The following is a 21,613-nucleotide window of genomic DNA, read 5'->3' as shown; positions in this document are numbered from 1 at the left end:
GAGCGGCGTCGCTAGATGCCGCCCGCCGCTTCGGCCGGGCCATGGATGCGCATCCGCGGCCTGACCAAATCCTTTGCGGGAGAACTCGCTCTCGACCACGCCGATCTCGACATCGAGAAAGGCAAGGTGCATGGCCTGGTCGGCGCCAATGGCGCCGGCAAGTCTACGCTGATCCGCTGCCTCGCCGGGGTAACGGTGGCTGACGAGGGCAGCGTGACGATCGCCGGCGAGGACCTGCAAAAAGGGTCGCCCCGGGCCTCGGAAAACGCCGGGCTTGCCTTCATCCATCAGGAATTGAACCTGATCCCGCATTTCAACGCACTGCAGAACATGCTGCTCGGCGCGCCCAAGGTCACCCGTTTCGGGATAATCGACTGGCAGCGTTCCGGCGTCGCCGCCCGCGCCGCCGCCGAGCGCGTCGGCATCCGCTTTCCGCTCGAGACGAAGATTTCCGAACTCTCGGTGGCCCAGCGCTGGCTCGTCATGATCAGCAAGGCGCTCGTGGGCGAAGCCAGCATGATCGCGATGGACGAGCCGACGGCCTCGCTTTCTGGTCCGGAGAGCGAGCAGCTCTTCGCCATCATCCGCGATCTCTCCGCCCAGGGCGTGGCCATACTCTATGTCTCGCACCGGCTCGAAGAGGTGCTCCAGCTCTGCGACAGGATCACGGTGCTGCGCGACGGCCGCATCGTCGATGGCGCGGAGCGTGGAGCGCTCAACAAGAAGGGTCTGGTCAGAGCCATCATCGGCCATGACATACGCCCGCCGGACGCGCGCGCCCGCTTCGCCGTCGACCGCAGCCGGCAGCCGATCTTCTCCGTCCGCGACATCGCCTGGAAGAGCGCGGTGAAGGGTGTGAGTTTCGATCTCTACAAGGGTGAGGTCCTGGCGCTCGGCGGCCTTGTCGGCGCGGGACGGACCGAACTTGCCCATCTCGTGGCCGGCGCGGCCCGGCCGGATGCCGGCCATTTCGAGCTCGACGGCAAACGGCTCGACATCGCCAACGAGGCCGAAGCGGTCCGCGCCGGCATAGCGCTGGTGCCGGAGGAACGCCGCTCGCAAGGCGTGATGCTGCAGCAGTCGGTGGGCTTCAACATCAACATATCCACCTTAAAGAAACTGCGCGCCATTCCGGGGCTCCCCTTCGTCTCCGACAGAAAGGCCCGGCGGCAGGCGAACAGCCTGATAGCCCAGCTGGGCATCAAGACGCCCAGCGTCGACGCCAGGATCGGCGGTCTTTCAGGCGGCAACCAGCAAAAGGCGCTGATCGCCCGCTGGCTCAACGCCGGAACCAGGCTGCTCATTCTCGACGAGCCGTCGCGAGGCGTCGATGTCGGCGCGCGTGAAGAGATCCATGATGCGATCCGGGCGCTCGCCCGGTCCGGCGTCGGCATCCTGGTGATCTCGTCGGATGTCGAGGAACTCACGCTGCTGGCGGATCGCGTCCTCGTCATGCGCGAAGGCCGCATCACCGGCGAGTTGACCGGCGCCGATATCACCGAGGCGCGGATCATCGAACTAAGCTACCATGATCCCAACGACGAAGAAGGAGACATCGCATGATGGCCCAGGCCGGAACCGCGGCGAAGGACGCGCCACAGCTCCGCAAGTCTTCGTGGAAGCGGACAGCGCTGATCTGGCTCTCTCGCTACGGTACGATCGTCGGGCTCCTGCTGATGGTGATCTTCTTCTCGGCCAACGCGCCAGGAATCTTCCTGTCCCGCGCCAATTTCCTCAACATCCTCAGCCAGGCGTCGCTGACCGCGATCATCGCCTCCGGGCTGACCTACACGCTCGTTGTCGGCGAGTTCGACCTCAGCATCGGCTATGTCGCGAGCTTCGTCGGCCTGATCGTCACCGGACTGATGGCTTACCAGGGTTTTCCGATCTGGCTCAGCATCGTCTGCGCCCTGCTGCTCGGCGCCGCGATCGGCGCCTTGAACGGCGTGCTGGTGACGAAGGTGAGGATCAACGCCGTCATCTCCACGCTGGGCATCGGGACCATGCTGACGGGGATAGGCTTCACCTACAGTTCCTTCCCGATCGCCACCGGAATCCCGCGTGCCTTCACCGACATTTCGCTTGGTCGCCTGGTCTTCGGCCTGCCCAATCCGGTGATCATCATGGTGGTCGTGCTGATTGCGCTCTGGGTCATCCTGAACAAGACCGACATCGGCCAGAAGATGCAGGCTGTCGGCGGCAACCTGGAGGCGGCAAGGCTCTCGGGCATAAGGGTCGACCGCATCAAGATCTTTGCCTTTGCCACCGCCGGCTTCTGCGCCGCATTGACGGGAACGCTGCTGTCCTCGCTGCTTGGCAGCGGCACGCTGGCGGCCGCCGACGGCTATCTCCTGGACGCCTTCGCCGCCGTCTTCCTGGGCTCCGCTACGCTGAAGGAAGGTGAATTTCACATAACCGGGACCCTGGTCGGCGTGCTCATCCTCGCGGTCGGCTTCAACGGGCTCAGCATTTTTGGCGCGCCCACCCATTTCCAGCCGATCTTCAAGGGTGGCATCCTCGTGCTCGCGGTCGGCATGTCCGCTCTCGCCCGGCGTTATGCCGCCTCAGTGTGACCGAGGGCCGGGCACCACCTCTTCGAGGATGTACCCGGCTTCTCAGGGTTTCGGGTCCCAGATTCCCATTTTGCGCAAGGCGCGCACCTCCTCCCTTATGAGGGTGGTCAGCGCCCGGATGACGGTAGTGGTTGGCCGCTGCGTCGACGTCGCGAGCAGCAGTTCCCTTTCTATCGACGGGTTCTGGATACGCCAGTATTTGATCCTGCCTTCCGCCACCAGATTGTGGCAACTCGAATAGGACAGGATCGTATACCCCATACCGGCCTCGACGAGGCGCAGCGTCGAAGGCATCGCCTCGACCTCGACCTCGATCCTGGGTTCGATGCCAACAGAACCGAAGATCTGATCCAGCAGCACCCGCAGCCCATGCGGTCGGGCCGGAAGGATCATGGGGATACGCGAAACAACCTCGGCATCGACCGGTCCGGGGCCGAGCTTGCTTGGGTCATTCTCGGCGCCGAGCAGAAAGAGTTCGTCGCGCAGGATCGGCTCCGACAGAAGGTTGTTCATGCGCGGCGCGTTGTACAGCACCGCGACGTCGATCTTCCCCATCACCAGCCATTCGAGGAGATGGCCGCTGAACCCCTCGACGACGCGCATGCTCACCTGCGGGAACTGCTCGTGGAAATGCTGGACGAGCGGCGAGGTCAGGACGACGCCGACCGACGGCGGCATTCCGAGAGCAATCGTCCCACGCGGGTTCGATCGCAAGGCGCCGAGTTCAGTCGAGGCCCGCGAGGCCTGCTCCAGGATTGCCGATGCGTAGTCCCGCAGAAGCTTGCCTGCTTCGGTCAGGACGATGCCGCGACCGTTGCGATAAAGAAGCGCGATCCCGACGCTCTCCTCCAGCGCCTTGATTTGTCTGCTGAGCACCGGCTGGCTGACCGATAGCGCGACGGCGGCCCGCGAGAAGCTGCCGAATTCCGCCACTGCCGTGAACAGCTGGAGCTGCCGTAAGTCGAACATGAACATTGCCTCGTCGCAAAATGCGGAACAGAGAATTTCCGTTGGCATGCAACGAATGCCGGAGTTTGGGGTACATCGGAGCCGTTGACAAGCGGGCGTCGGGCTTGCGGCAAAGCTGTTATGCGCGTCGCGGGCCTTATCGCACGGGCGGCATTTGGCCTAGTCTGAACCAGTCCAAAACTGCCTGAATTCAATAAATTCGAGAGGAAAAGTCGTGCAGCGTCAAACGCTTGGGTTCATCGGCCTCGGCCGCATGGGCGTGCCGATGGTGCGCCGCCTGATCGAGGCCGGCCATCATCTGATCGTTTACGACACGCGGCCCGACGCGGCGAAAGAGTTGCCGGCGGAATTTACCAAACTTGCCGCATCTCCCAAGGCGGTCGCGGATGAAGCCGACATCGTATTCTGCAGCCTGCCGACGCCACCCATCGTCAGGGAAGTCGTGCTGGGTGCGACCGGCATCGCGGCCGGCTCGAAGGCCAGGATCATCGTCGACGTGTCCACCACCGGACCGAGCATGGCAAAGATCATCTCGGAGTCCCTGGCCAGCAAAGGCATCGCCTGGGTGGACGCACCGATATCGGGTGGCATCGCAGGCGCACGCAACGGCACGCTCGCCGTTATGGTCTCTTGCCCCAAGCAGATTTACGAGGAGATCGAACCCGTCCTGGCCAATTTTGGCCGCAGGTTTTATTGCGGAGAGACGCCAGGAAGCGCTCAGGTTGCGAAGCTCGGCAACAACATGATCGCCGCCGGCGTCATCTTGCTGTCGGCGGAGGCGCTCGCCATGGGCGTCAAGGCCGGCCTGGATCCCACGGTGATGTGCGACATCATCAATGCCTCGAGCGGGCGAAACAGCGCGACGCAGGACAAGTTCCCGCGCGCCGTCTTGCCGGGAACCTTCGATTTCGGCTTCTCCACTGCGCTGTCGTACAAGGACGTGCGCATGTGCGTCGATGAAAGCGAGAATTTGGGCGTGCCAATGGTCGGCGGCTCCCTGGTGCGGCAGATGCTCGCCGCCACCAATGCCCGCTTCGGGCCGGATTCCGATTTCACCTCGATGGTCCGCATCATCGAGGAGTGGGCCGGCGTGGAGATACGCGCCTAGGCCTTGTTTTGTGGAGAGCAGCATATGACGACGCGCTCGATGGAACTGGCGGATGCCTTGGCGAACCTTGCTTCGCCGGTTTTCAGTCCTGCCGTCGTCACCAAGGCCAAGCTCTGCCTGCTCGATTTTCTCGGCTGTGCGTTCGAGGCTTCGGCATTGGAGCCCAGCCGGCAGGCGGTCGCCGCCGTGGCGGCAGCGCCTGGCGGCCATATGATTGGCGAAAGCGCAACGACGACACCGGCGGACGCCGCCTTCGTCAATGCCGTGAAGGGCCACGGCCTGGTCAGGGAAGACATGCATGCCGCATCGGTCTGCCACCACGGTGTGGTCGTCTGGCCGCTGCTTCTCGCCTTGGCCGAGACGGAGCCTGTTGCCGGCATGGACCTGATCCGGTCGGCGGTGGTCGCCTATGAGGTCGGCGGACGCCTTGGCAGGATGCTGATCGACCCGGCGATGTCGTCACTTTTCCGGCCGACAGGACTGGTCGCTCCCATCGGATCGGCATGCGGCGGCGCCTGGATGCTGAAGCTCGACCGGCAGCAAGTGGCCGCGGCCATTGCCTTGGCGGCGAACACCGCGTCCGGGCTGAACCAGTGGCCGCACAGCGGCGGCTCCGACATGTTCTTCCATCCCGGCTTTGCCGCGCGCAATGCCTGGATGGCGATTCGGTTGGCCGAAGCCGGAGCCTTTGGCAGTCCTGACATCCTTGAAGGCCGGTCGGGATATTTTGCCGCGCTGGCGCGGCGGCCGATGCCCGGCCCGATCGAACTCTTCCCCGATGGCGAGGCCGATATTCTCAACGTCTATCACAAGGCAGCACCTGCCTGTAATTTCGCCCAGACAGCCTGCCAGACGGCATTGAAGCTTGTCGAGATGATCGGCTCGGACGCCGCGCCGGTCGAGCGCATCCGCATCAGCGTGCCCGCCGCAGCCGCCGCATATCCCGGTTGCGACCGGACAGGACCATTCGACAGGGCCCTCCAGGCGAAGATGAGCATTCCCTTTGGTGTGGGGGCCGTGTTTGCGCACGGCCGGCTGTCGGAGGACATCTACAGCGATCTCGCTCATGCTGAAACGATACGCCTGATCGGCGCCAGCGAACTGGTTGCCAGCCCGGATCTGACCGCGTTGTTTCCTGGCCAGCAGGGCGCGGCGATCGATGTGGTGCTCGGCGACGGCCGCCAGCTTTCGATGGGCCTGCCCGATGTCGTGCCCGCCACCGAGGCGGAGGTGCGCGAGCGCTTCCGGTCGGCGGCCGCGGTTATCCTTGGCCCTGCCGGGGCCGAGGCTGTCGAAGAATTTGTCGACAGGTTGGATACGAAGAAAGACGCCGGCCGGCTCCTGTCGCTTTGCGCGGCAAAGGGAGCAGCCAGAAGGCAAGCGACGCGAGCGCCCCTACACGGGGCCGGCAAAGCCACGCGTCTATCGTCCAGGCAAGTTTCGTAACCGATCCAAAAGCAGGAGCAAATTTCATATGTCCAAGGATGTCTTCGAGCGTGGCCTCGCGATCCGCAAGGATGTGCTGGGCACGGAGTTCGTGGAAAAGTCGTTCGCCGCCGCGGACGACTTCAATCGCCCCATGCAGGAACTGGTGACGGAGTATTGCTGGGGTGCGGTCTGGGGCCGCGAAGACCTGTCGCGCAAGACGCGCTCGATGCTGAACCTTGCCATGATCAGTTGCCTCAACAGGCCCCATGAGCTCAAGATGCATGTCAAGGGCGCTTTGCAGAACGGTGTCAGCCGCGACGAGATCCGCGAGATTTTCCTGCAGGTAGCGATCTATGCCGGCGTGCCGGCGGGCGTGGATTCCTTCCGCATTGCGCGCGAGGCCTTCGCCGAACTTGATGCCGCCAAGGCCTGACCGGCGTTTTTTGGGGACCGCCTGACATGACGGATCGGCAAAGGATAGCCTTCGTCACCGGTGCCGCGAGCGGCATCGGCCGCGCGGTTTGCATGAGCCTCCACGCCAAGGGCTGCCGCATCGTCCTGGCGGATCGCCAGCAAGGCCCCCTCACCGCCCTGGCTGGCGATCTCGGCGCCAATGTCTTCCCGCTCCCCCTTGATATCACAGACGGCACCGCCGTCGCCGACTGCCTCGACCGGCTGCCGCCGGAATTCCGCGACATCGACGTACTGGTGAACAATGCCGGCCACGACATTGGCGGGCGTACCCGCTTCGACATCGGATCGGCCGACGACTGGGCGGCGATCATCGAGACCAATCTGATCGGCCTCATGCGCGTGACGCGGGCGATCTTGCCTGGGATGATCGAACGCGGCCGTGGCGACATCGTCAACATGAGCTCCATCAGCGCGCTGCGCCTGGTGCCGGACCAGGCGCCCTACTCCGCCAGCAAGGCCGGCGTGCACATGCTGAGCGACATCATCCGCGGCGAGTTGGCGGAGACACCCATCCGCGTGATCGAGATCTTGCCGGGGCTTACCCGCACCAACATCGTCACGTCCCGCCACCGTGGCGACGAGGAGGCATCCCGACAATATTTCGAGAAGTTCGGCATGGCGCTCGACCCCGAGGACATCGCCCGATGCGTCTCATTCGCGCTGGATCAGCCACCGCACGTCCAGATCGCGCAGATGTTCGTGCTGCCGACGAACAGGTGGTAGCCGGGGCGGTTCGTTTCGCCGCGATTTCCGGTTCCGTCCTTGCCCGTGGTCAGCCACCGCAGGCTCAGTGGACCGCCGCGTACATGATCCCGCTTTCGGTCGCCTCGGCGATGTCCATTTCCTCGACGATCCGTCCCTGCCGCGCAACGAGAATCCGGTCCGACAGCGACATGATCTCGGGCAGGTAGGACGAGATGACCACCACGGCCATGCCGCTGTCGGCAAGCTCGTTGATGAAGTTGTGGATCTCCACGATGGTGCCGACGTCGACGCCGCGTGTGGGTTCGTCGAGGATGACCAGCTTGGGCTTCTGGATCAGCGCCTTGGACAGAACCACCTTCTGCTGGTTGCCACCGGAGAGTTCGATGACGCGGGCATCGGCGTCGATCGCCTTGACCCCCAGCCGCTTGGTCCATTCGGTGGCAAGTTCCCGCCCCTGCCGCGGCGCGACCGGCGTCAGCGGATTGTTGCCTTTGGCGAGTTGCCCAAGCTGGATGTTGCCGGCGATCGTCATGGTTTCGAAGAACCCCTCGATCTTGCGGTCCTCTGTGACATAAACGATGCCGTCGCGCACCGCTGGTCGCGGCGTCCGGTAACGAACCGGCCTGTCTTCGAAGCGCACCGTGCCGCCATGGAAGTAATCGCGCTTCAGCACGCCGGCGACGATCTTCATCGTCTCGGTGCGTCCCGCGCCGACAAGGCCGAACATCCCCGTCACTTGTCCGGCGAACACGGAGAAGGACGTGTTGCGCACCGTATTGCCCATCGACAGGTTTTCGACGCTGAGAATCTTTCTGCCCATGGGACGCGCCAGGCGCGTCTGGCCGGAATAGAGCTCGCCGGACAGGCTGCGCCCGACCATTGCCTGGACGATCCGGTCCCGGTCGAACTTGCTCGTTTCGTCGGTCACCACCACTTTGGCGTCGCGCATCACCGTGATGCGATCCGACAGCTGCAAGGCCTCTTCCAGCGCATGGCTGATGAAGATGATCGCAATGCCCTCTTCCTTGAGCCGCCGGGCAAGGTTGAAGAAGTGGAACTTCTCCTCAGGCGTCAGCGTCGCGGTCGGCTCGTCGAAGATGATGAGCCGCGCATTGTGATGAACGGCGCGCGCGATCTCGACCATCTGCTTCTTGCCGGCCCCCAGAAAGGAGACCTGCGCGGTGGGATCGACGTAGAAATTGAGCGACAGCAGGTAACGCTGCGCCTGGATGTTCAAGCCGCGCAGCCGGTTGAACAGCTTCTCGTCGCCAAGATAGATGTTCTGCGCCACCGACATCGACGGCACCAGGTTGGTCTCCTGGAAGACCATCGCTATGCCGCGGTTCAGCGCGTCTGATGGCGAATTCAGGGTAACGGGCTGGCCGTCGAGCAGCATTTCGCCGGAGCTCGGCTGGTAGACGCCGGCGAGCACCTTCATGAGCGTCGACTTTCCCGCGCCGTTCTCGCCGAGAATAGCGTGTATCTCGCCCGGACGGATTTCGAAATCCACGTTCGAGATCGCCAGAACGCCGCGGAAGTCCTTGGAGACGCCGCGCAATTGAATGAGCGGTGTCATCTTGCGGTCTGCCCCGCTCGTTCGTCGATCGCCACGATCTTCCCCGATCCCCTTGCACCGACCAGAAGCCGGCCATCGGCTTCGCACATTGACGTCACGCCGTGCACGTCGCCATCGGCACGGCTTTGATAGTTTCGCAACATCGACATGGCCCCGTCGCAGCGCACGACGATGCCCGCCGACCAGGTCGGCGACCAAGGCTTCAGCATATTGAGCTTCTTGCGCGCGCCGCCCTGTATGGGCTCGAGGAAGCTCCGCCCGGTGACGAGGGAGGGAGCGATCCAATATTCTGGATCGATCGTCTCGATCATGCGGCTGCGGTACTCGTCCTCCTTCAGGACGAACTCGACAAGCGGGTTGCGCGGCGCGAACATCGCCAGCCAGAAGCCGCCTTCCGTTGCCGGTGCGATGCGCCCGGGATAGGCGGGGAGCGAGCCGAGGGCGATCTGTTGGAGTGAGCCGTCGAGGCCCATCGAAACGACACGGTGGCGCCAGGCCTCCGAAACGAACAGGCGGTCCTTGGATACGATTATCCCGGATGGAAATGCCAGCCCCGAGGCGATTGAAACGGCACTGCGCGCGCCGACGTCGACGCGCCAGACCGACCCCGCTTCCGTCTTCGTCATCAGATCGTGCTTCCAACGATGCGCGGGATTGCGGGCCGATCCCACCGCGATGAGCAAGGTGGAGGGGTCGGCGAAGGCCATAGCCGTGATGCACTCCACATTGAGCCCTTCCGGCCTGATCAGTTCCGTCGATGCGCGCCCCGGTCTTTCGATGCGGATCCCCTCGCCCTCGACGGCGACAGCCAGCAGGTCTCCGGCCGCCGCCATGCTGGTCACGGGCTTGCCGGCGCTGTGCGTCCCGGTGATTGAAAGCGCCTCCCCGCTATTGCCGATCTCCGGCGCCAGGGTATGGATTTCCTGACCGACCGAGCAGAGTATCTGTTGCCCGCGCAGCACAAGATTATCGACGTCGGCGAGTTCCAGAAGCAGCGGTGCTGCGTCGAGCTTCGCATTCGGCCGCAGCGGGCCGTCCATCGGCGGCACCGTGCTGCCTGTGAGATCGAAGCCACGGAAATTCGCCCAGGCGCGCTTGATGGCGCCGATCATGGGCGCGGTCCCCAATAGGCATCCTGCCCGCACCAGTCGGGATCCGCGTCCGGCAGTCTGTAGCGGCCTATGCGGTTGTTCGAAACACCGCCCAGATAGAGCCATCCCCGATGCTCGCGCATCGAGGTGATCATCGGATGGTTGCGGCCGCCGAGATCCCAGAGATTGTCGAGGATCTCCCCCTTCTCGTTGAACTTCACCACGCAGCCGGTGTTGATGTTCGGGTAGAGCCACTGATCTGGCGCAACGCGGCGAGCCATGCGCTTGCGGAAGCCGGGCATGCGCATCGCAAGGTCGAGCGCCGGCCCGCGCATGCCGAGCAGCGCCAGCCAGTAGTTGCCGTCCGAGGCCCGGTTGATGTTGTCGGGATAGCCGGGCAGACTGGAGATGACGCGTTCGGTGGTGCCCTTCTTGGGTCCGTCGAACCAGTATCTGCTTATCGAACAGGTCCAGCTCTCCGCGAACATGAAGGACTGCCCGTCGGGACACATGGTGACGCCGTTGGCGAAGACCAGCTTCGGAATCTCGGTGTGCGTCTTGCCGGTGCGCGGGTCGTAGCAGATCATGCGCCCGCTCGCCCGGCTCTCCACCGCGTCGGTCGCCCAGTCCTCCTGCTCGTAGCGGATCGTCGCCTCGCTGAAATAGACGCGGCCATCGGGCGCAACGTCGACGTCGTCGGCCAGTCGAAGCCGCGAATCGTCCACGACCGAGGTCCAGCTTCGGTTCGTCTCGTCGGTGAGCTTGGTGACGGTCTTGTCGGGCGCAACCTGAAACAGACCCATGCCGCCGATGCAGACGAGCAGGTTGCCTGTGCGGTCGAACGCCATGCCGAGCGGATGGCCGCCAATATGCGCGAACACCTCGGAGCGTTTGTGGTCGGGGCCGAAGAAGCGGACGATGTCGCCATGCCTTGTGCCGCAATAGAGATTGTCGTCGCGATCGAGGATTACGTCCTCTGGTCCCTCGATCTCGCCGAGCCCGATGATCTCGACGGAGCGCAAGCGATCGTTCAGCACATAGGGCGAGCCGGGTGCGTCGACCTTCGGCGCCGGCGGCAGGGAAAGATAGGCCGGCGAGACGTAGACCTTGGCGAGAATGCGGTGGCGGTGCTTCTGCCAGCGCATGTCGACGAAGACGGCAAAAAGCAGGATTGCGCCAAGGATGGTCGAGGTGATTGGGCCGCTGATCCCGAGATTGATCAGTCCGTTGGTAAGCATCAGCACCAGCAGGCTGCCGATGATCGCCTTCGCCACCGAACCCCGGCCGCCGCCGATCGCCGTTCCACCGAGCACGGCCGCAGTGAGCGCCTGCACTTCGAGCCCGACGCCGGTGTCGGACCCTGTGCTGCCCAGCCGAGCGGCGAACAGGAAGCCGGCCAGCGCGCACATCGTGCTGGAGGCGACATAGGTGAGGAACACCATGAAGCGCACGTCGATGCCGGCGTTGAAAGCCGATCGCCGCGCCCCGCCCACCGCGGTGAGCCGCCAGCCGGGGCGCATGCGCGACAGCACGAGGTGCCAGGCGAGAGCGATCACCAGCGTGATCACCAGCGAGGTCGGAACGCCGAGCACCGTGCCTTCGCCGATGAACAGCCAGAGGTCGGACATGGAAAAGCCCACCATCATCGAGGTGGACATCTTCACGAAGACGATCTCGTAGATCGAGCGGAAGATGATCAGGCTGACCAGCGTGGTCAGGAAGGCGCGCAGGCGCAAATAGCCGACCAGCACGCCGTTGATGGCGCCGCACCCCATGCCCATCACCAGGATGCCGGCGAGGACGGCCGGAACCGGCAGTTCGTAGACATTCACGCCGATCAGCGAGAACAGCACCGCGAGCGAGAAGACGGAAGCGACCGAGAGGTCGATGCCGCCTGAGATCATCACCACCGTCAGGGCCAGCACCACGAGCCCGAATTCCGCGAACTGCCGGGCGAGGTCGGAAAGGCTCGACAGGGACAGAAAGTCCGGAATGATCGAGCCCAGCACCACGATCGTGAGCAGGAGGGCGGAAAACGGGATCGCATTGTCGATCCAGCGCTTCGACAGAAGCTCCCCGATCAGGTGATCGGGGAGATAACGCGAACGCAGATAGGCGGAGGTGTCGCTGCTGGCCATGATGATCCTTGGTGCTCGCCAGTCGGCCTACTTCAGCTGGTCCAGCTGCCAGCAGGTACGCGGACCGATATTGTCCTTCGTCAGCAGCGTCAGCGGGGTGTAGTAGGAGGTCTTGCTCTCTCCGGCCTTGGCCGGCGCCAGCAGTGTCTGCACGATCTGCTGGTTGATCGCATTGCCCTGGAGCGGGACATCGTAGCTGATGATCAGGTCCAGCAGCCCCTTCTCGATGTTGTCGCAACCTATCTTGTTGCCGCCGCCGGAGGTGACGAGGTAGATGTCGTCGGCCTTGCCGGCCGCCTGGATCGCGGCGCCCGCGCCGACGTCCTGATTATCCCAGTTGCCGACGACACCACACAGATCCGGGTGCTGCTGCAATACCGTCTCCATGATCGCGCGCGCCTTGGCGGGGTCGTACTGGGCGGCCTGCTCCGACACGACCTTGATCGACGGATCCTTGGCGAAGGTCTGCTTGTAGGCATAAAGCTCGTAGAGATCCGAAGCTGCCGTAGGCTGGCCGCGGATGATGGCGATCTTGCCGGACTTGCCGGAGCTCGCTCCACACTGCTTCACCAGCGCATCCGCCTCGATGTAGCCGACGCGCGACCAGTCGGCGCCGACATAGGCGTCGGTCGGCACCACGGATTCGAGATTGAGCTGGATCACCTTGATGCCGGCGTCCATGGCGCGCTTCAGCAACCGCGCATAGGATTGCACGTCAGGATTGTGCGCGATGATGAGGTCGGGCTTTTCGGCGATCAGCGCGGTCAGAGCGCGCGTGCCCGCGTCCGTACTCCAGTTCGGATCACGGATTTCAAGCGTATAACCGAGGTCGGCCGCCTGCTTGCGCATGATCGCGGCCCAGCCCTCGGTCAGGTCGAAGCCCATCGCCAGGGGAATGAAAACGACGCGCTTTCCCTTCAGGCCGTCATAGAAAGGGTTGCGCGACGGGTTGTCGAGGCCGTCATCGGCATGTGCGGCGCCCGCCAACCCGAGGGCCATCAGGCCTGCCGCCAGAATGTTGCGAATCTTCATGGTTTCCTCCCGTTGAATTGCAAACAAGATGTGGTTCAGATGTCCCCTTGGCTCTGCTGCGAGGTCTGCTCGTCCCTGGGGTTGATGAAACTGTCGACCATGATCGCCAGCAGAAGGATCAGGCTCTTGATCAGGTTTTGCGTGGTGTAGGTGATGTCGAGGATGGTCATGCCATTCAGCAGCACGCCGACGAGCAGCGTTCCGACCAGCACGTTGCGCACACCGCCGCGGCCGCCGCTCAGGCTTATGCCGCCCAGCACCACGACGAGCAGGACGTCGTAGATCATGGTCGAGTTGTAGACCCGCGTGCTCATGCCGGACACGGCCGCCGCCATGACCACGCCGGCGAGGAAGGCGATCAGCGAACTCACGACGTACTGCGCCACGATAAGCGGCCGCAGCGGCAAACCGGTGATGCGGGCCGCCAGCGGGTTGTCGCCCGCCGCATAGACAAACCGGCCAAAACGGGTGCGCAGCAAAAGCAGCGCAATCAGCGCCGCAAGCACGGCGAAGGCGATGATCGGCATCGGCAGGCCGAACAACAAGCCGCGACCGAGGAAGTCGAACCAGGTAACGCCGACCGGGGTGTTCTGCACGTCGATCTGAAACAGGAAGGCGCGCCCGGAGCCATAGGCGACCAGGCCCATGGCAAGCGTCGTGAAGATCGCCGGAATATCGGCGTAGGCGACGAGAATGCCGCTCGCCAGACCGATGGCAAGCGCGAGCAGGACGCCATACGCCAGCGCGGTGTCAAATGGCGTACCGGTCTGCGCCATGGACAAAACCCAGGACAACGAGACCACCATCGTGGCCACCATTGCGAGGTCTATTCCCCGACCGATCACGACCAGCCCCATGCCCAGGCCGAGGATACCGAGAATCGAGACGCTGCGCACCAGCGCAATGAGGTTGCCGGCGGTCAGGAAATTGTTGAGCGTCAGCGCGAACACCGCAAACATCGCAACGGCCAGTGCGAACACCACGCCCTCTTGCGACAATCGCGCCTTCCCCATTTTTCGGACCTCCCAGACCGGCCGATATTGCTCCGCGGACGCGGACCCGCGCGATCGGCATCAAGCTGGAACGAACATCCCTTTTTTGGAGAACCCGAGACAGACCCGTTCATGGAATATCAGTTATGTTGGCTACCGGCTCTATCGCGAAGAACGGCAGTGCGCGGAGGCTTTGAAGCATCGGGCGGCCCGGCGGGGTGTTCGTCTTTGCGCTCGATCAATGAACGCCCCAGTTCGTGCTGATAGGCTTTGGGCATCAACCGAAAGGTGCCTGGAGGAGAAAATGCACCGACGAGGAACGACCATCGGTTGGCCAAACATCACTAACCAATAGGAAACATGGAGGATGTCCCCTTTCTGGTCCTTCTGTCGAATTGACAATGCGGTGATTGAAAGCGGAACCTGACACGACATCAGCGTTGCCCTGTCTTGAATCGGCCATGGTCCAGGAGCCGAAAGCAAGAAATGGGTTTTGGGAGGATAAGCATGGGCGAGGATTTGCCCCGTCATCATGCCGACCGCATTCAGGCCGCGATCGCTTCGGACGCCGCGGCGAAGTCGGCGCTGGTCGCCTCTTGGCGACGGTCTTCCAGTTTGCATCAGCTCGATCCGACTGATTGCAGCCCGCCACGCTATCTGACAGAGGCCGAATTGGAGGAAGCCCGGCAACGCATCGAAGCACTCGTCCGAGCCGCCCAACCGAGTCTGGACCGGCTCTATCTTGCGGTGGGCGGCGTCGGATGCTGCGTACTGCTCGCCGATCGCGACGGTGTGCCGGTAGAACGGCGTGGCGCGCCCGTGGATGACGAGACGTTTCATTCCTGGGGGTTGTGGACTGGCTCCGTCTGGAACGAAGAGAGCCAGGGCACGAACGGTATCGGTACCTGTCTGGTTGAACAGCGGGCGCTGACGATCCACCGCGACCAGCATTTTCAGACGCGCAACACGGGGCTGAGCTGCACCACTGCTCCGATCTACGATCATGAGGGGAATCTTGTCGCCGCGCTCGACGTCTCGTCGTGCCGGGCCGATCTGACCGAAGCCTTCGCCAATCTTATTTCGGTGGCGGTGGTCGATGCGGCGCGTCGGATCGAGGCGGAGAACTTCAGGATGGCATTCCCGAAGGCGCGAATTCTGCTGGCGCCGGTGACCGACAAAGGCTCCGGCGCGCTGATCGCAGTCGATGCCGATGACCTTGTGGTCGGCGCGACCCGATCGGCTCGCCTGGCGCTTGGGATAACGCAACAATGTCTCGACAAACCGATGCCCGCGGCCGATCTGCTCGGTTGGGCGGAGAGTGGCCCCGAAATCCTCGCCGAGGCCGAGCGCGGCGCCCTGCAGCGGGCGCTGGCGCGGGCAGACGGAAATGTCTCGGCCGCGGCTCAGGCGCTTGGCATCAGCCGAGCGACGCTTCACCGCAAGCTCAACCGCCTGGACGTACACAGGTCCCACTGACCATTCGAATCCTCGCATGAGTGTCGCAATTCTGCGACACATCCGGTCTGCCCACTGTCTCCGATACGGTGACAAGAGCGGCGGAAATCACAAGTCTCTCTTCCGAAGCGTTGCATCCCGCGACGTCGGCTTCGGGAGGAAGACAGATGAACAAGGTTGAATTCTCACGCTCGGTCAAGGCGCCGTTCGACAGGCGCTACGGCAATTTCATCGGCGGCAAATGGGCCGAGCCGCACGCCGGCCGCTACTTCGATAACCACTCGCCGGTGAACGGCCAGCTGCTGTGCGAAGTGGCGCGTTCCGACGCCCAGGACATCGAGGCGGCTCTCGATGCGGCGCATGCCGCCAAGGGCGCCTGGGGGCGCACCAGCGTGGCCGAACGCTCGCTCATCCTCAATCGTATCGCCGACCGCATGGAGGAAAACCTCGATCTCCTCGCATGCGCCGAAACCTGGGACAACGGCAAGCCGATCCGCGAAACGACCGCGGCCGACTTGCCATTAGCCATCGACCATTTCCGCTATTTCGCTGGCGCCTTGCGCGGCCAGGAAGGCAGTCTTTCCCAGATCGACGACGATACCGTCGCCTATCACTTCCATGAGCCGCTCGGCGTGGTCGGCCAGATCATCCCCTGGAACTTTCCGCTGCTGATGGCCTGCTGGAAACTTGCGCCCGCGCTTGCCGCCGGAAACTGCGTGATACTGAAGCCTGCCGAGCAGACCCCTGCCGCCATCTTGCTCTGGGCCGATCTTATCGGCGATCTCTTGCCGCCTGGCGTGCTCAACATCGTCAACGGCTTCGGCCTCGAGGCCGGCAAGCCGCTCGCCTCGTCGCCGCGCATCGCCAAGATCGCCTTTACCGGCGAGACCACGACGGGCCGGCTGATCATGCAATATGCCAGCCAGAACCTGATCCCGGTCACACTAGAGCTGGGTGGGAAGTCGCCCAATATCTTCTTTAGTGATGTCGTGGCCGAGGACGACGATTTCTTCGACAAGGCGATCGAAGGCTTCGTCATGTTCGCGCTGAACCAGGGGGAGGTCTGCACCTGCCCGAGCCGCGCGCTCATCCATGAATCGATCTACGACAGGTTCATGGAACGCGCCCTCAAGCGCGTCGAAGCGATCGTGCAGGGCGATCCGCTCGATCCGGCGACGATGATCGGTGCGCAGGCCTCGTCCGAGCAATTGGAAAAGATCCTGTCCTACATCGACATCGGTCGCCAGGAAGGGGCGGAAGTGCTGACCGGCGGCGCCCGCAACCTCCTGCCCGGCGACTTGGCGGGCGGCTATTACGTCAAGCCGACCGTATTCAAGGGCCACAACAAGATGCGCATCTTCCAGGAGGAGATTTTCGGGCCCGTGGTTTCGGTCACCACCTTCAAGGATGACGACGAAGCGCTCAGCATCGCCAACGATACGCTCTACGGTCTGGGCGCCGGTGTCTGGACGCGAGACGGCAACCGTGCCTATCGCTTCGGCCGCGCGATCCAGGCCGGCCGCGTCTGGACCAATTGCTACCACGCCTATCCCGCGCATGCGGCCTTCGGCGGCTATAAGCAGTCCGGCATCGGCCGCGAGACGCACAAGATGATGCTCGATCACTACCAGCAGACCAAGAACATGCTGGTCAGCTATAGCCCGAAGAAGCTCGGTTTCTTCTGATCGCCTCTTTGGCTCACAGGCGCGGCTCCGCGAGGGGCCGCGCCCAAGCCTGGAAATCGAAAACGCCATGCATGCCAAGGTCACGGCAACACCGGCAGCGCTTGAACTGATCGCGGAGATCGTTGCCGAGCACGGTCCGGTGCTGTTCCATCAATCCGGCGGCTGCTGCGACGGTTCCTCGCCGATGTGCTATCCGCGTGCCGGCTTCATCGTCGGCGACCGGGATGTGCTGCTCGGCCACATCGGCGACGCTCCCTTCTACATCGGTGCTTCGCAATTCGAAGCCTGGAAGCATACCGATCTCATCATCGACGTGGTGCCTGGCCGCGGCGGCATGTTCTCGCTGGACAACGGGCGGGAGAAGCGGTTCCTGACCCGGTCGACGATCTGCGCCGTTCAGGGGTCGCAAGCGAGCGCCAGGCTGCTTGCTCTTTGTCTCAGCGCAACGAGCATCCCGCAAAGCGGATGCAAGATGTCCGCTTCCAAAGCGCGGACAAGCAGCATGAAACACAAATTCAGCGACGATGCGACGATGGACGAAATCATGAGCCGGTCGCCGGCGGCCATCCGGGTCGTGCTCCAGCACGGCCTGCTTTGCGTCGGCTGCCCGATTGCCTCGTTCCATACGGTTTCTGACGCCGCACGCGAACACGATCTCAACGAAGAACAACTCAGCAGCGATTTGCAGGCCGCGATCGAAGGGACCGCGTCCGACTAGCTTTTCTCCGCGCGGCCTTCGGCGATCAGAAGGAGCCGGTGAGGCTCGACCACGGTCACCTTCTGGCGCCCACTCTTGACCAATCCCTGGTCTTCCCACGCCGAGAGCAGTCGGCTCACCGTATGCAGCGTCGTTCCCGTCATCTCGGCAATGTCCTGGCGTGAAATCGGGAAGTCGATCAGGATACCTTCCTCCGTCTTCTTGCCCGTCTGCTTGACCAGCTTGAGCAGCGCATGGGCGACACGCTGATCCACCTGTTCGGTGGACATCTCGATGACGCGCGTATGGGCATCCTGCAGTCTGCTGCCCACGGCCTTGTATGTGTTGGCACTGAAGCTTGGGAAATTCGCTGCGAGCGTTGGCCAAAGATGGCTTGGCCAGGCAAGAGCCACACAATCGACGGCAGCTATCGCATTTGCCGGATAGGTGGTGCGGCCAAGCGCGTGGGCGATGCCCATCAGCTCGCCTGGACTAATGTATCGCACCGTCACCTCGTGACCGTCAGGCGTCGATTTGACGACGCGCACATGTCCGTCCAGCAGCAGGAAAAAGGAATGTGCTTCCTGCTCCTGCTCGAACACCGGCTGGTCCTTGGCGATCCTGAGCGACCTGGCCTGGCCGACGATGCGGTCAAGATCCGTGGCGGCCAGGCCTTCAAAGACGGAAAGCCCTGCAATCAGCGAGCGATCGAGGCTACCCAACACTGTCCCTCCCGAATTTGATCGCGGTCACAATACAGCACTAGGGCTGTTTTTGCTCGCGAGTTTGCGCCAGCGCAAATCATCAAGTCTCCAGGCCCAGTAAAAGAGCGCGACGGTTGATGCCGTGACGAACTCAAAAAAGGATTTACAAATGAAACTGCCACTGATCGCCGCGGCCATCGCCCTGCTTTCCATCGCCGGGGCGGCAAATGCCGAAGAACATGTCGTGCAGATGCTGAACAAGGGGGAGAAAGGCTCGATGGTCTTCCAGCCTGCCTTCGTTCAGGCGGCGCCTGGGGACACGGTCAAGTTCGTTCCGACCGACAAGTCGCACAATGCCGAAAGCATCAAGGGGATGATCCCGGACGGCGCCGAGGCTTTCAAGGGAAAGACCAATGAGGAAGTAACCGTGACCCTTGGCCAGGAGGGTGTCTATGGCGTGAAGTGCGCTCCGCACTACGGCATGGGCATGGTGGCGCTGATCGTCGTCGGCAAGCCAGTCAACCTGGAAGCTGCGCAAGCCGTCAAGCAGATCGGAAAGGCCAAACCCGTATTCGCCGAACTGTTCGCCGAGGCGGCCAAGACTGCTTCCAACTGATTTTTTCTGGACGTCCTCCGGTTTGCGATCTTCCGGAGACAGAGGCTGGACGGACCGGAGGAGCGGTCCGGTCCGGCCTTTTTCATTCTGGATTTCGTGCCGCAGAACCGATCCCTCCCCCTCTTGAGGAGAGGCTGGTGGTCGATCCCCCACAGCCGCGGCTTCCCATCCGGTTCGCGTCCGCGTCGGCGCATATTGTCTCCAAAACAGAAGCCGCGGCAAAGGTATTGGATTTGCGTTAGCGCAAAGACTTGGCCGAAGCCAAGATTTATTCTGAAGACATCGAATGGCTAAAACCAAGGAGATGGAAATGCTTACGAGACGCGAAGCTTTGTTGGGAACTGTTCTTACCGCGGCCGCGGTCGCCACCGTTGGTGCAATGCCCGCCGTGGCGAGCACCAAGGACGTCGCCGGATTGCCTCGTGAAAAGGTAACCTTGGTCCCGCCGCCGTTCGTCCATGCTCATGATCAGGTCGCCAAGGGCGGTCCAAAGGTCGTCGAATTCACCATGACGATCGAGGAGAAGCCTATGGTCATCGATGCCGACGGCACACAGATCAATGCAATGACTTACGATGGCTCAGTTCCCGGTCCTCTGATGGTCGTGCATGAAGGAGACTATGTCGAGCTCACGCTGATCAATCCCGAGACCAATACGCTCGCCCACAACATCGATTTCCATGCTGCCACGGGCGCGCTCGGCGGTGGCGAATTGACGCTGGTCAATCCGGGCGAGCAGGTCACGCTGCGCTTCAAGGCGACCAGAAGCGGAACGTTCGTCTATCACTGCGCGCCCGGCGGCGCGATGATCCCCTGGCATGTCGTGTCGGGCATGAGCGGGGCGATCATGGTGCTGCCGCGCGACGGTCTCAAGGACGACACGGGCAAGCCCGTTCGTTATGACCATATCTATTACGTCGGCGAGAACGACTTCTACATTCCCCGCGACGACCAGGGGCAATTCAAGAAATATGAAACGGCCGGCGACAATTACGACGATACCCTCAAAGTGATGCGCGGGCTGATCCCGACCCATGTCGTTTTCAACGGCAGGGCGGGATCGCTGACCGGCGACAACGCCATGAAAGCGAAGGTCGGCGAAACCATTCTGATCGTTCACTCCCAGGCCAATCGCGACACGCGCCCACACCTGATCGGCGGCCACGGCGATTTTGTCTGGGAACAGGGCAAGTTCGCCAATCCCCCGGCCAAGGATCTCGAAACCTGGTTCATCCGCGGCGGGTCGGCCGGCGCGGCGCTCTACACATTCCTGCAGCCGGGCATCTACGCCTATGTGAACCACAATCTGATCGAGGCAGTCGAACTCGGCGCAACCGCGCACTTCACAGTCGAGGGAAGCTGGGACGACGACCTGATGATGCAGGTCGAAGCGCCCAAGGCAATTGCCTCATAATCGGGAGATCCGATCCCCGGTGCAACCCTGCAGCGAGGCCGAAGGGTTGCACTGACGGACGGACTTGGTGCCCATGTCCCTAGATCCTATCTTCTTGTTCGGAACAATTGCGGCCGCCGCATTGATCGGCCTGGGCATAACCCATGCGGTCGACGATAGTTCTTTGGAGTTCTCCCAGCCGATAGCCGTGAGCGAGCTGGTGATCCTGGGGCCTGGTTCATTCGATCATCCAAAGGCCGGGGAATTCCTCAAGGAGAACCATCCAGTCGCAGCGCCTATTGTGCAAGAAACCATCCATGCGCCTCTGGAGATTATGAAATACCAGGTAAGCGTTTCCGAATACGGACGGTGCGTGGCGGACGGCGCCTGCAAGCCCATCGATGCTCGCAACAGTGGCAACGTTCCGGTTACCGGCGTGAGCCACATGGATGCCGAAGCCTATGCGACCTGGCTGTCAAGCCGCACGGGTGAGGCATGGCGGCTGCCCCCGGACGTCGAGTGGGCGTACGCCGCGGGCGAACGCTTCCGGGGCGACATGGAGAGTGGTGAAAGCGACCCGAAGAACCCGGCTCGGCGATGGCTCGCCCGGTATCGCGCTGAAACCGCCCTTGGTCGCAAGCCAGATCCTGAACCAAGGCTACAAGGCGCTTTTGGTATCAACTCAAAAGGGCTGGCGGACGTTGCGGGTAACATCTGGGAATGGACCTCGACGTGCTATATCCATGCAACAATGGCCAGCGACGGCGTGGGGATCACGAGTTCGATCGACAATTGCGGCGTGCACGTCGTTGAGGGATTTCACCGCACCTACATGTCGAACTTCATCCGCGACGGCAAGAGCGGCGGTTGCGCCGTCGGCACGCCGCCCGACAATCTGGGTTTCCGGCTTGTCCGCGACCAGCCCGGTCTCGTGCAGGTTGCCCTTCGGCGCCTGGGCTTCTCCTGACAGCATAGAC

The 21,613-nt window shown here is 62.9% G+C and carries 19 protein-coding genes and 1 pseudogene; 13 read left to right on the top strand and 7 right to left on the bottom strand.

Going from position 1 to position 21,613, the window contains the following annotated elements:
* Window positions 1-15 precede the first annotated feature (15 nt).
* On the top strand, window positions 16-1,563 hold the full coding sequence (locus AC0L2H_RS10030) for a sugar ABC transporter ATP-binding protein (protein WP_473590045.1): 1,548 nt from the start codon (window positions 16-18) through the stop codon (window positions 1,561-1,563).
* Window positions 1,560-2,573, top strand: coding sequence for an ABC transporter permease (locus tag AC0L2H_RS10025; RefSeq protein WP_473590044.1), 1,014 nt, complete (start codon window positions 1,560-1,562; stop codon window positions 2,571-2,573). The genes AC0L2H_RS10030 and AC0L2H_RS10025 overlap by 4 nt, the downstream gene beginning before the upstream one ends.
* Window positions 2,574-2,615: 42 nt before the next feature.
* Here AC0L2H_RS10025 and AC0L2H_RS10020 read toward each other — a convergent pair whose 3' ends face one another.
* Window positions 2,616-3,548: a LysR family transcriptional regulator gene (locus AC0L2H_RS10020; protein ID WP_473590043.1), complete on the bottom strand. Its 933-nt coding sequence runs from the start codon at window positions 3,546-3,548 to the stop codon at window positions 2,616-2,618.
* 178 nt (window positions 3,549-3,726) lie between these two features.
* On the opposite strand from AC0L2H_RS10020, the gene AC0L2H_RS10015 reads away from it, so the two are divergent.
* From AC0L2H_RS10015 to AC0L2H_RS10000, 4 genes are read left to right on the top strand one after another with little or no spacing between them, the layout of a single operon-like run.
* Window positions 3,727-4,650, top strand: coding sequence for an NAD(P)-dependent oxidoreductase (locus AC0L2H_RS10015; RefSeq protein WP_473590365.1), 924 nt, complete (start codon window positions 3,727-3,729; stop codon window positions 4,648-4,650).
* A 24-nt stretch (window positions 4,651-4,674) separates the two neighbouring features.
* Window positions 4,675-6,096: an MmgE/PrpD family protein gene (locus tag AC0L2H_RS10010; protein ID WP_473590042.1), complete on the top strand. Its 1,422-nt coding sequence runs from the start codon at window positions 4,675-4,677 to the stop codon at window positions 6,094-6,096.
* 28 nt (window positions 6,097-6,124) lie between these two features.
* Window positions 6,125-6,511 carry a carboxymuconolactone decarboxylase family protein gene (locus tag AC0L2H_RS10005; RefSeq protein WP_473590041.1) on the top strand — a complete coding sequence of 129 codons (387 nt, stop codon included), beginning with the start codon at window positions 6,125-6,127 and terminating at the stop codon, window positions 6,509-6,511.
* Between the two features lie 26 nt (window positions 6,512-6,537).
* The gene (locus tag AC0L2H_RS10000; RefSeq protein ID WP_473590040.1) at window positions 6,538-7,275 is read left to right on the top strand and encodes an SDR family oxidoreductase; all 738 of its coding nucleotides are present in this window, start codon (window positions 6,538-6,540) and stop codon (window positions 7,273-7,275) included.
* A gap of 64 nt (window positions 7,276-7,339) precedes the next feature.
* Here the strand turns inward: AC0L2H_RS10000 and AC0L2H_RS09995 are convergent, their stop codons facing one another.
* From AC0L2H_RS09995 to AC0L2H_RS09975, 5 genes are read right to left on the bottom strand one after another with little or no spacing between them, the layout of a single operon-like run.
* A complete protein-coding gene (locus AC0L2H_RS09995) occupies window positions 7,340-8,833 on the bottom strand; it encodes a sugar ABC transporter ATP-binding protein (protein ID WP_107650798.1) in 1,494 nt (497 codons plus the stop codon).
* The gene (locus AC0L2H_RS09990; protein WP_473590039.1) at window positions 8,830-9,945 is read right to left on the bottom strand and encodes a strictosidine synthase; all 1,116 of its coding nucleotides are present in this window, start codon (window positions 9,943-9,945) and stop codon (window positions 8,830-8,832) included. The genes AC0L2H_RS09995 and AC0L2H_RS09990 overlap by 4 nt, the downstream gene beginning before the upstream one ends.
* Window positions 9,942-12,062, bottom strand: a complete 2,121-nt coding sequence (locus AC0L2H_RS09985; protein ID WP_473590038.1) for an ABC transporter permease — start codon at window positions 12,060-12,062, stop codon at window positions 9,942-9,944. Before AC0L2H_RS09985 ends, AC0L2H_RS09990 begins: the two co-directional genes overlap by 4 nt.
* Before the next feature lie 27 nt (window positions 12,063-12,089).
* Entirely contained in the window at window positions 12,090-13,094 is a 1,005-nt protein-coding gene (locus tag AC0L2H_RS09980; protein ID WP_473590037.1) for a sugar ABC transporter substrate-binding protein, read from the bottom strand.
* A 35-nt stretch (window positions 13,095-13,129) separates the two neighbouring features.
* Window positions 13,130-14,107 carry an ABC transporter permease gene (locus AC0L2H_RS09975; RefSeq protein WP_097571468.1) on the bottom strand — a complete coding sequence of 326 codons (978 nt, stop codon included), beginning with the start codon at window positions 14,105-14,107 and terminating at the stop codon, window positions 13,130-13,132.
* A gap of 486 nt (window positions 14,108-14,593) precedes the next feature.
* On the opposite strand from AC0L2H_RS09975, the gene AC0L2H_RS09970 reads away from it, so the two are divergent.
* From AC0L2H_RS09970 to AC0L2H_RS09955, 4 genes and pseudogenes are all read left to right on the top strand, one after another.
* Window positions 14,594-15,562, top strand: a complete 969-nt coding sequence (locus tag AC0L2H_RS09970) for a GAF domain-containing protein (RefSeq protein WP_473590036.1) — start codon at window positions 14,594-14,596, stop codon at window positions 15,560-15,562.
* Between the two features lie 146 nt (window positions 15,563-15,708).
* Entirely contained in the window at window positions 15,709-17,226 is a 1,518-nt protein-coding gene (adh, locus tag AC0L2H_RS09965; RefSeq protein ID WP_473590035.1) for an aldehyde dehydrogenase, read from the top strand.
* 67 nt (window positions 17,227-17,293) lie between these two features.
* Window positions 17,294-17,626, top strand: a pseudogene (locus tag AC0L2H_RS09960) (DUF779 domain-containing protein); the annotation flags it as partial.
* A gap of 72 nt (window positions 17,627-17,698) precedes the next feature.
* Window positions 17,699-17,944 carry a DUF1858 domain-containing protein gene (locus tag AC0L2H_RS09955; protein WP_473590364.1) on the top strand — a complete coding sequence of 82 codons (246 nt, stop codon included), beginning with the start codon at window positions 17,699-17,701 and terminating at the stop codon, window positions 17,942-17,944.
* Here the strand turns inward: AC0L2H_RS09955 and AC0L2H_RS09950 are convergent.
* On the bottom strand, window positions 17,941-18,645 hold the full coding sequence (locus AC0L2H_RS09950) for a Crp/Fnr family transcriptional regulator (RefSeq protein ID WP_473590034.1): 705 nt from the start codon (window positions 18,643-18,645) through the stop codon (window positions 17,941-17,943). The two genes, AC0L2H_RS09955 and AC0L2H_RS09950, sit on opposite strands and share 4 nt — an antisense overlap.
* 151 nt (window positions 18,646-18,796) lie before the next feature.
* Here AC0L2H_RS09950 and AC0L2H_RS09945 point away from each other — a divergent pair, with 151 nt between their 5' ends.
* From AC0L2H_RS09945 to AC0L2H_RS09935, 3 genes are all read left to right on the top strand, one after another.
* A complete protein-coding gene (locus AC0L2H_RS09945; protein WP_473590033.1) occupies window positions 18,797-19,243 on the top strand; it encodes a pseudoazurin in 447 nt (148 codons plus the stop codon).
* A gap of 310 nt (window positions 19,244-19,553) precedes the next feature.
* Window positions 19,554-20,657: a copper-containing nitrite reductase gene (nirK, locus tag AC0L2H_RS09940; RefSeq protein WP_473590032.1), complete on the top strand. Its 1,104-nt coding sequence runs from the start codon at window positions 19,554-19,556 to the stop codon at window positions 20,655-20,657.
* 73 nt (window positions 20,658-20,730) lie between these two features.
* Entirely contained in the window at window positions 20,731-21,603 is an 873-nt protein-coding gene (locus AC0L2H_RS09935; protein WP_473590031.1) for an SUMF1/EgtB/PvdO family nonheme iron enzyme, read from the top strand.
* The last annotated feature ends 10 nt before the right edge of the window (window positions 21,604-21,613 follow it).

This window comes from Mesorhizobium sp. WSM4871 (genome assembly GCF_055811295.1).
The sequence above is the reverse complement of the archived record's forward strand: the minus strand, read 5'-3'. Positions and strand labels throughout refer to the sequence as shown.

Excerpts from the sequence above, each read along its gene's own strand:
- AC0L2H_RS10030 (WP_473590045.1), top strand. The coding sequence starts at position 16 with ATGCCGCCCGCCGCTTCGGCCGGGCCATGGATGCGCATCCGCGGCCTG.
- AC0L2H_RS10025 (WP_473590044.1), top strand. The coding sequence starts at position 1,560 with ATGATGGCCCAGGCCGGAACCGCGGCGAAGGACGCGCCACAGCTCCGC.
- AC0L2H_RS10020 (WP_473590043.1), bottom strand. The coding sequence starts at position 3,548 with ATGTTCATGTTCGACTTACGGCAGCTCCAGCTGTTCACGGCAGTGGCG.
- AC0L2H_RS10010 (WP_473590042.1), top strand. The coding sequence starts at position 4,675 with ATGACGACGCGCTCGATGGAACTGGCGGATGCCTTGGCGAACCTTGCT.
- AC0L2H_RS10005 (WP_473590041.1), top strand. The coding sequence starts at position 6,125 with ATGTCCAAGGATGTCTTCGAGCGTGGCCTCGCGATCCGCAAGGATGTG.
- AC0L2H_RS10000 (WP_473590040.1), top strand. The coding sequence starts at position 6,538 with ATGACGGATCGGCAAAGGATAGCCTTCGTCACCGGTGCCGCGAGCGGC.
- AC0L2H_RS09995 (WP_107650798.1), bottom strand. The coding sequence starts at position 8,833 with ATGACACCGCTCATTCAATTGCGCGGCGTCTCCAAGGACTTCCGCGGC.
- AC0L2H_RS09990 (WP_473590039.1), bottom strand. The coding sequence starts at position 9,945 with ATGATCGGCGCCATCAAGCGCGCCTGGGCGAATTTCCGTGGCTTCGAT.
- AC0L2H_RS09985 (WP_473590038.1), bottom strand. The coding sequence starts at position 12,062 with ATGGCCAGCAGCGACACCTCCGCCTATCTGCGTTCGCGTTATCTCCCC.
- AC0L2H_RS09980 (WP_473590037.1), bottom strand. The coding sequence starts at position 13,094 with ATGAAGATTCGCAACATTCTGGCGGCAGGCCTGATGGCCCTCGGGTTG.
- AC0L2H_RS09975 (WP_097571468.1), bottom strand. The coding sequence starts at position 14,107 with ATGGGGAAGGCGCGATTGTCGCAAGAGGGCGTGGTGTTCGCACTGGCC.
- AC0L2H_RS09970 (WP_473590036.1), top strand. The coding sequence starts at position 14,594 with ATGGGCGAGGATTTGCCCCGTCATCATGCCGACCGCATTCAGGCCGCG.
- adh (WP_473590035.1), top strand. The coding sequence starts at position 15,709 with ATGAACAAGGTTGAATTCTCACGCTCGGTCAAGGCGCCGTTCGACAGG.
- AC0L2H_RS09955 (WP_473590364.1), top strand. The coding sequence starts at position 17,699 with ATGTCCGCTTCCAAAGCGCGGACAAGCAGCATGAAACACAAATTCAGC.
- AC0L2H_RS09945 (WP_473590033.1), top strand. The coding sequence starts at position 18,797 with ATGAAACTGCCACTGATCGCCGCGGCCATCGCCCTGCTTTCCATCGCC.
- nirK (WP_473590032.1), top strand. The coding sequence starts at position 19,554 with ATGCTTACGAGACGCGAAGCTTTGTTGGGAACTGTTCTTACCGCGGCC.
- AC0L2H_RS09935 (WP_473590031.1), top strand. The coding sequence starts at position 20,731 with ATGTCCCTAGATCCTATCTTCTTGTTCGGAACAATTGCGGCCGCCGCA.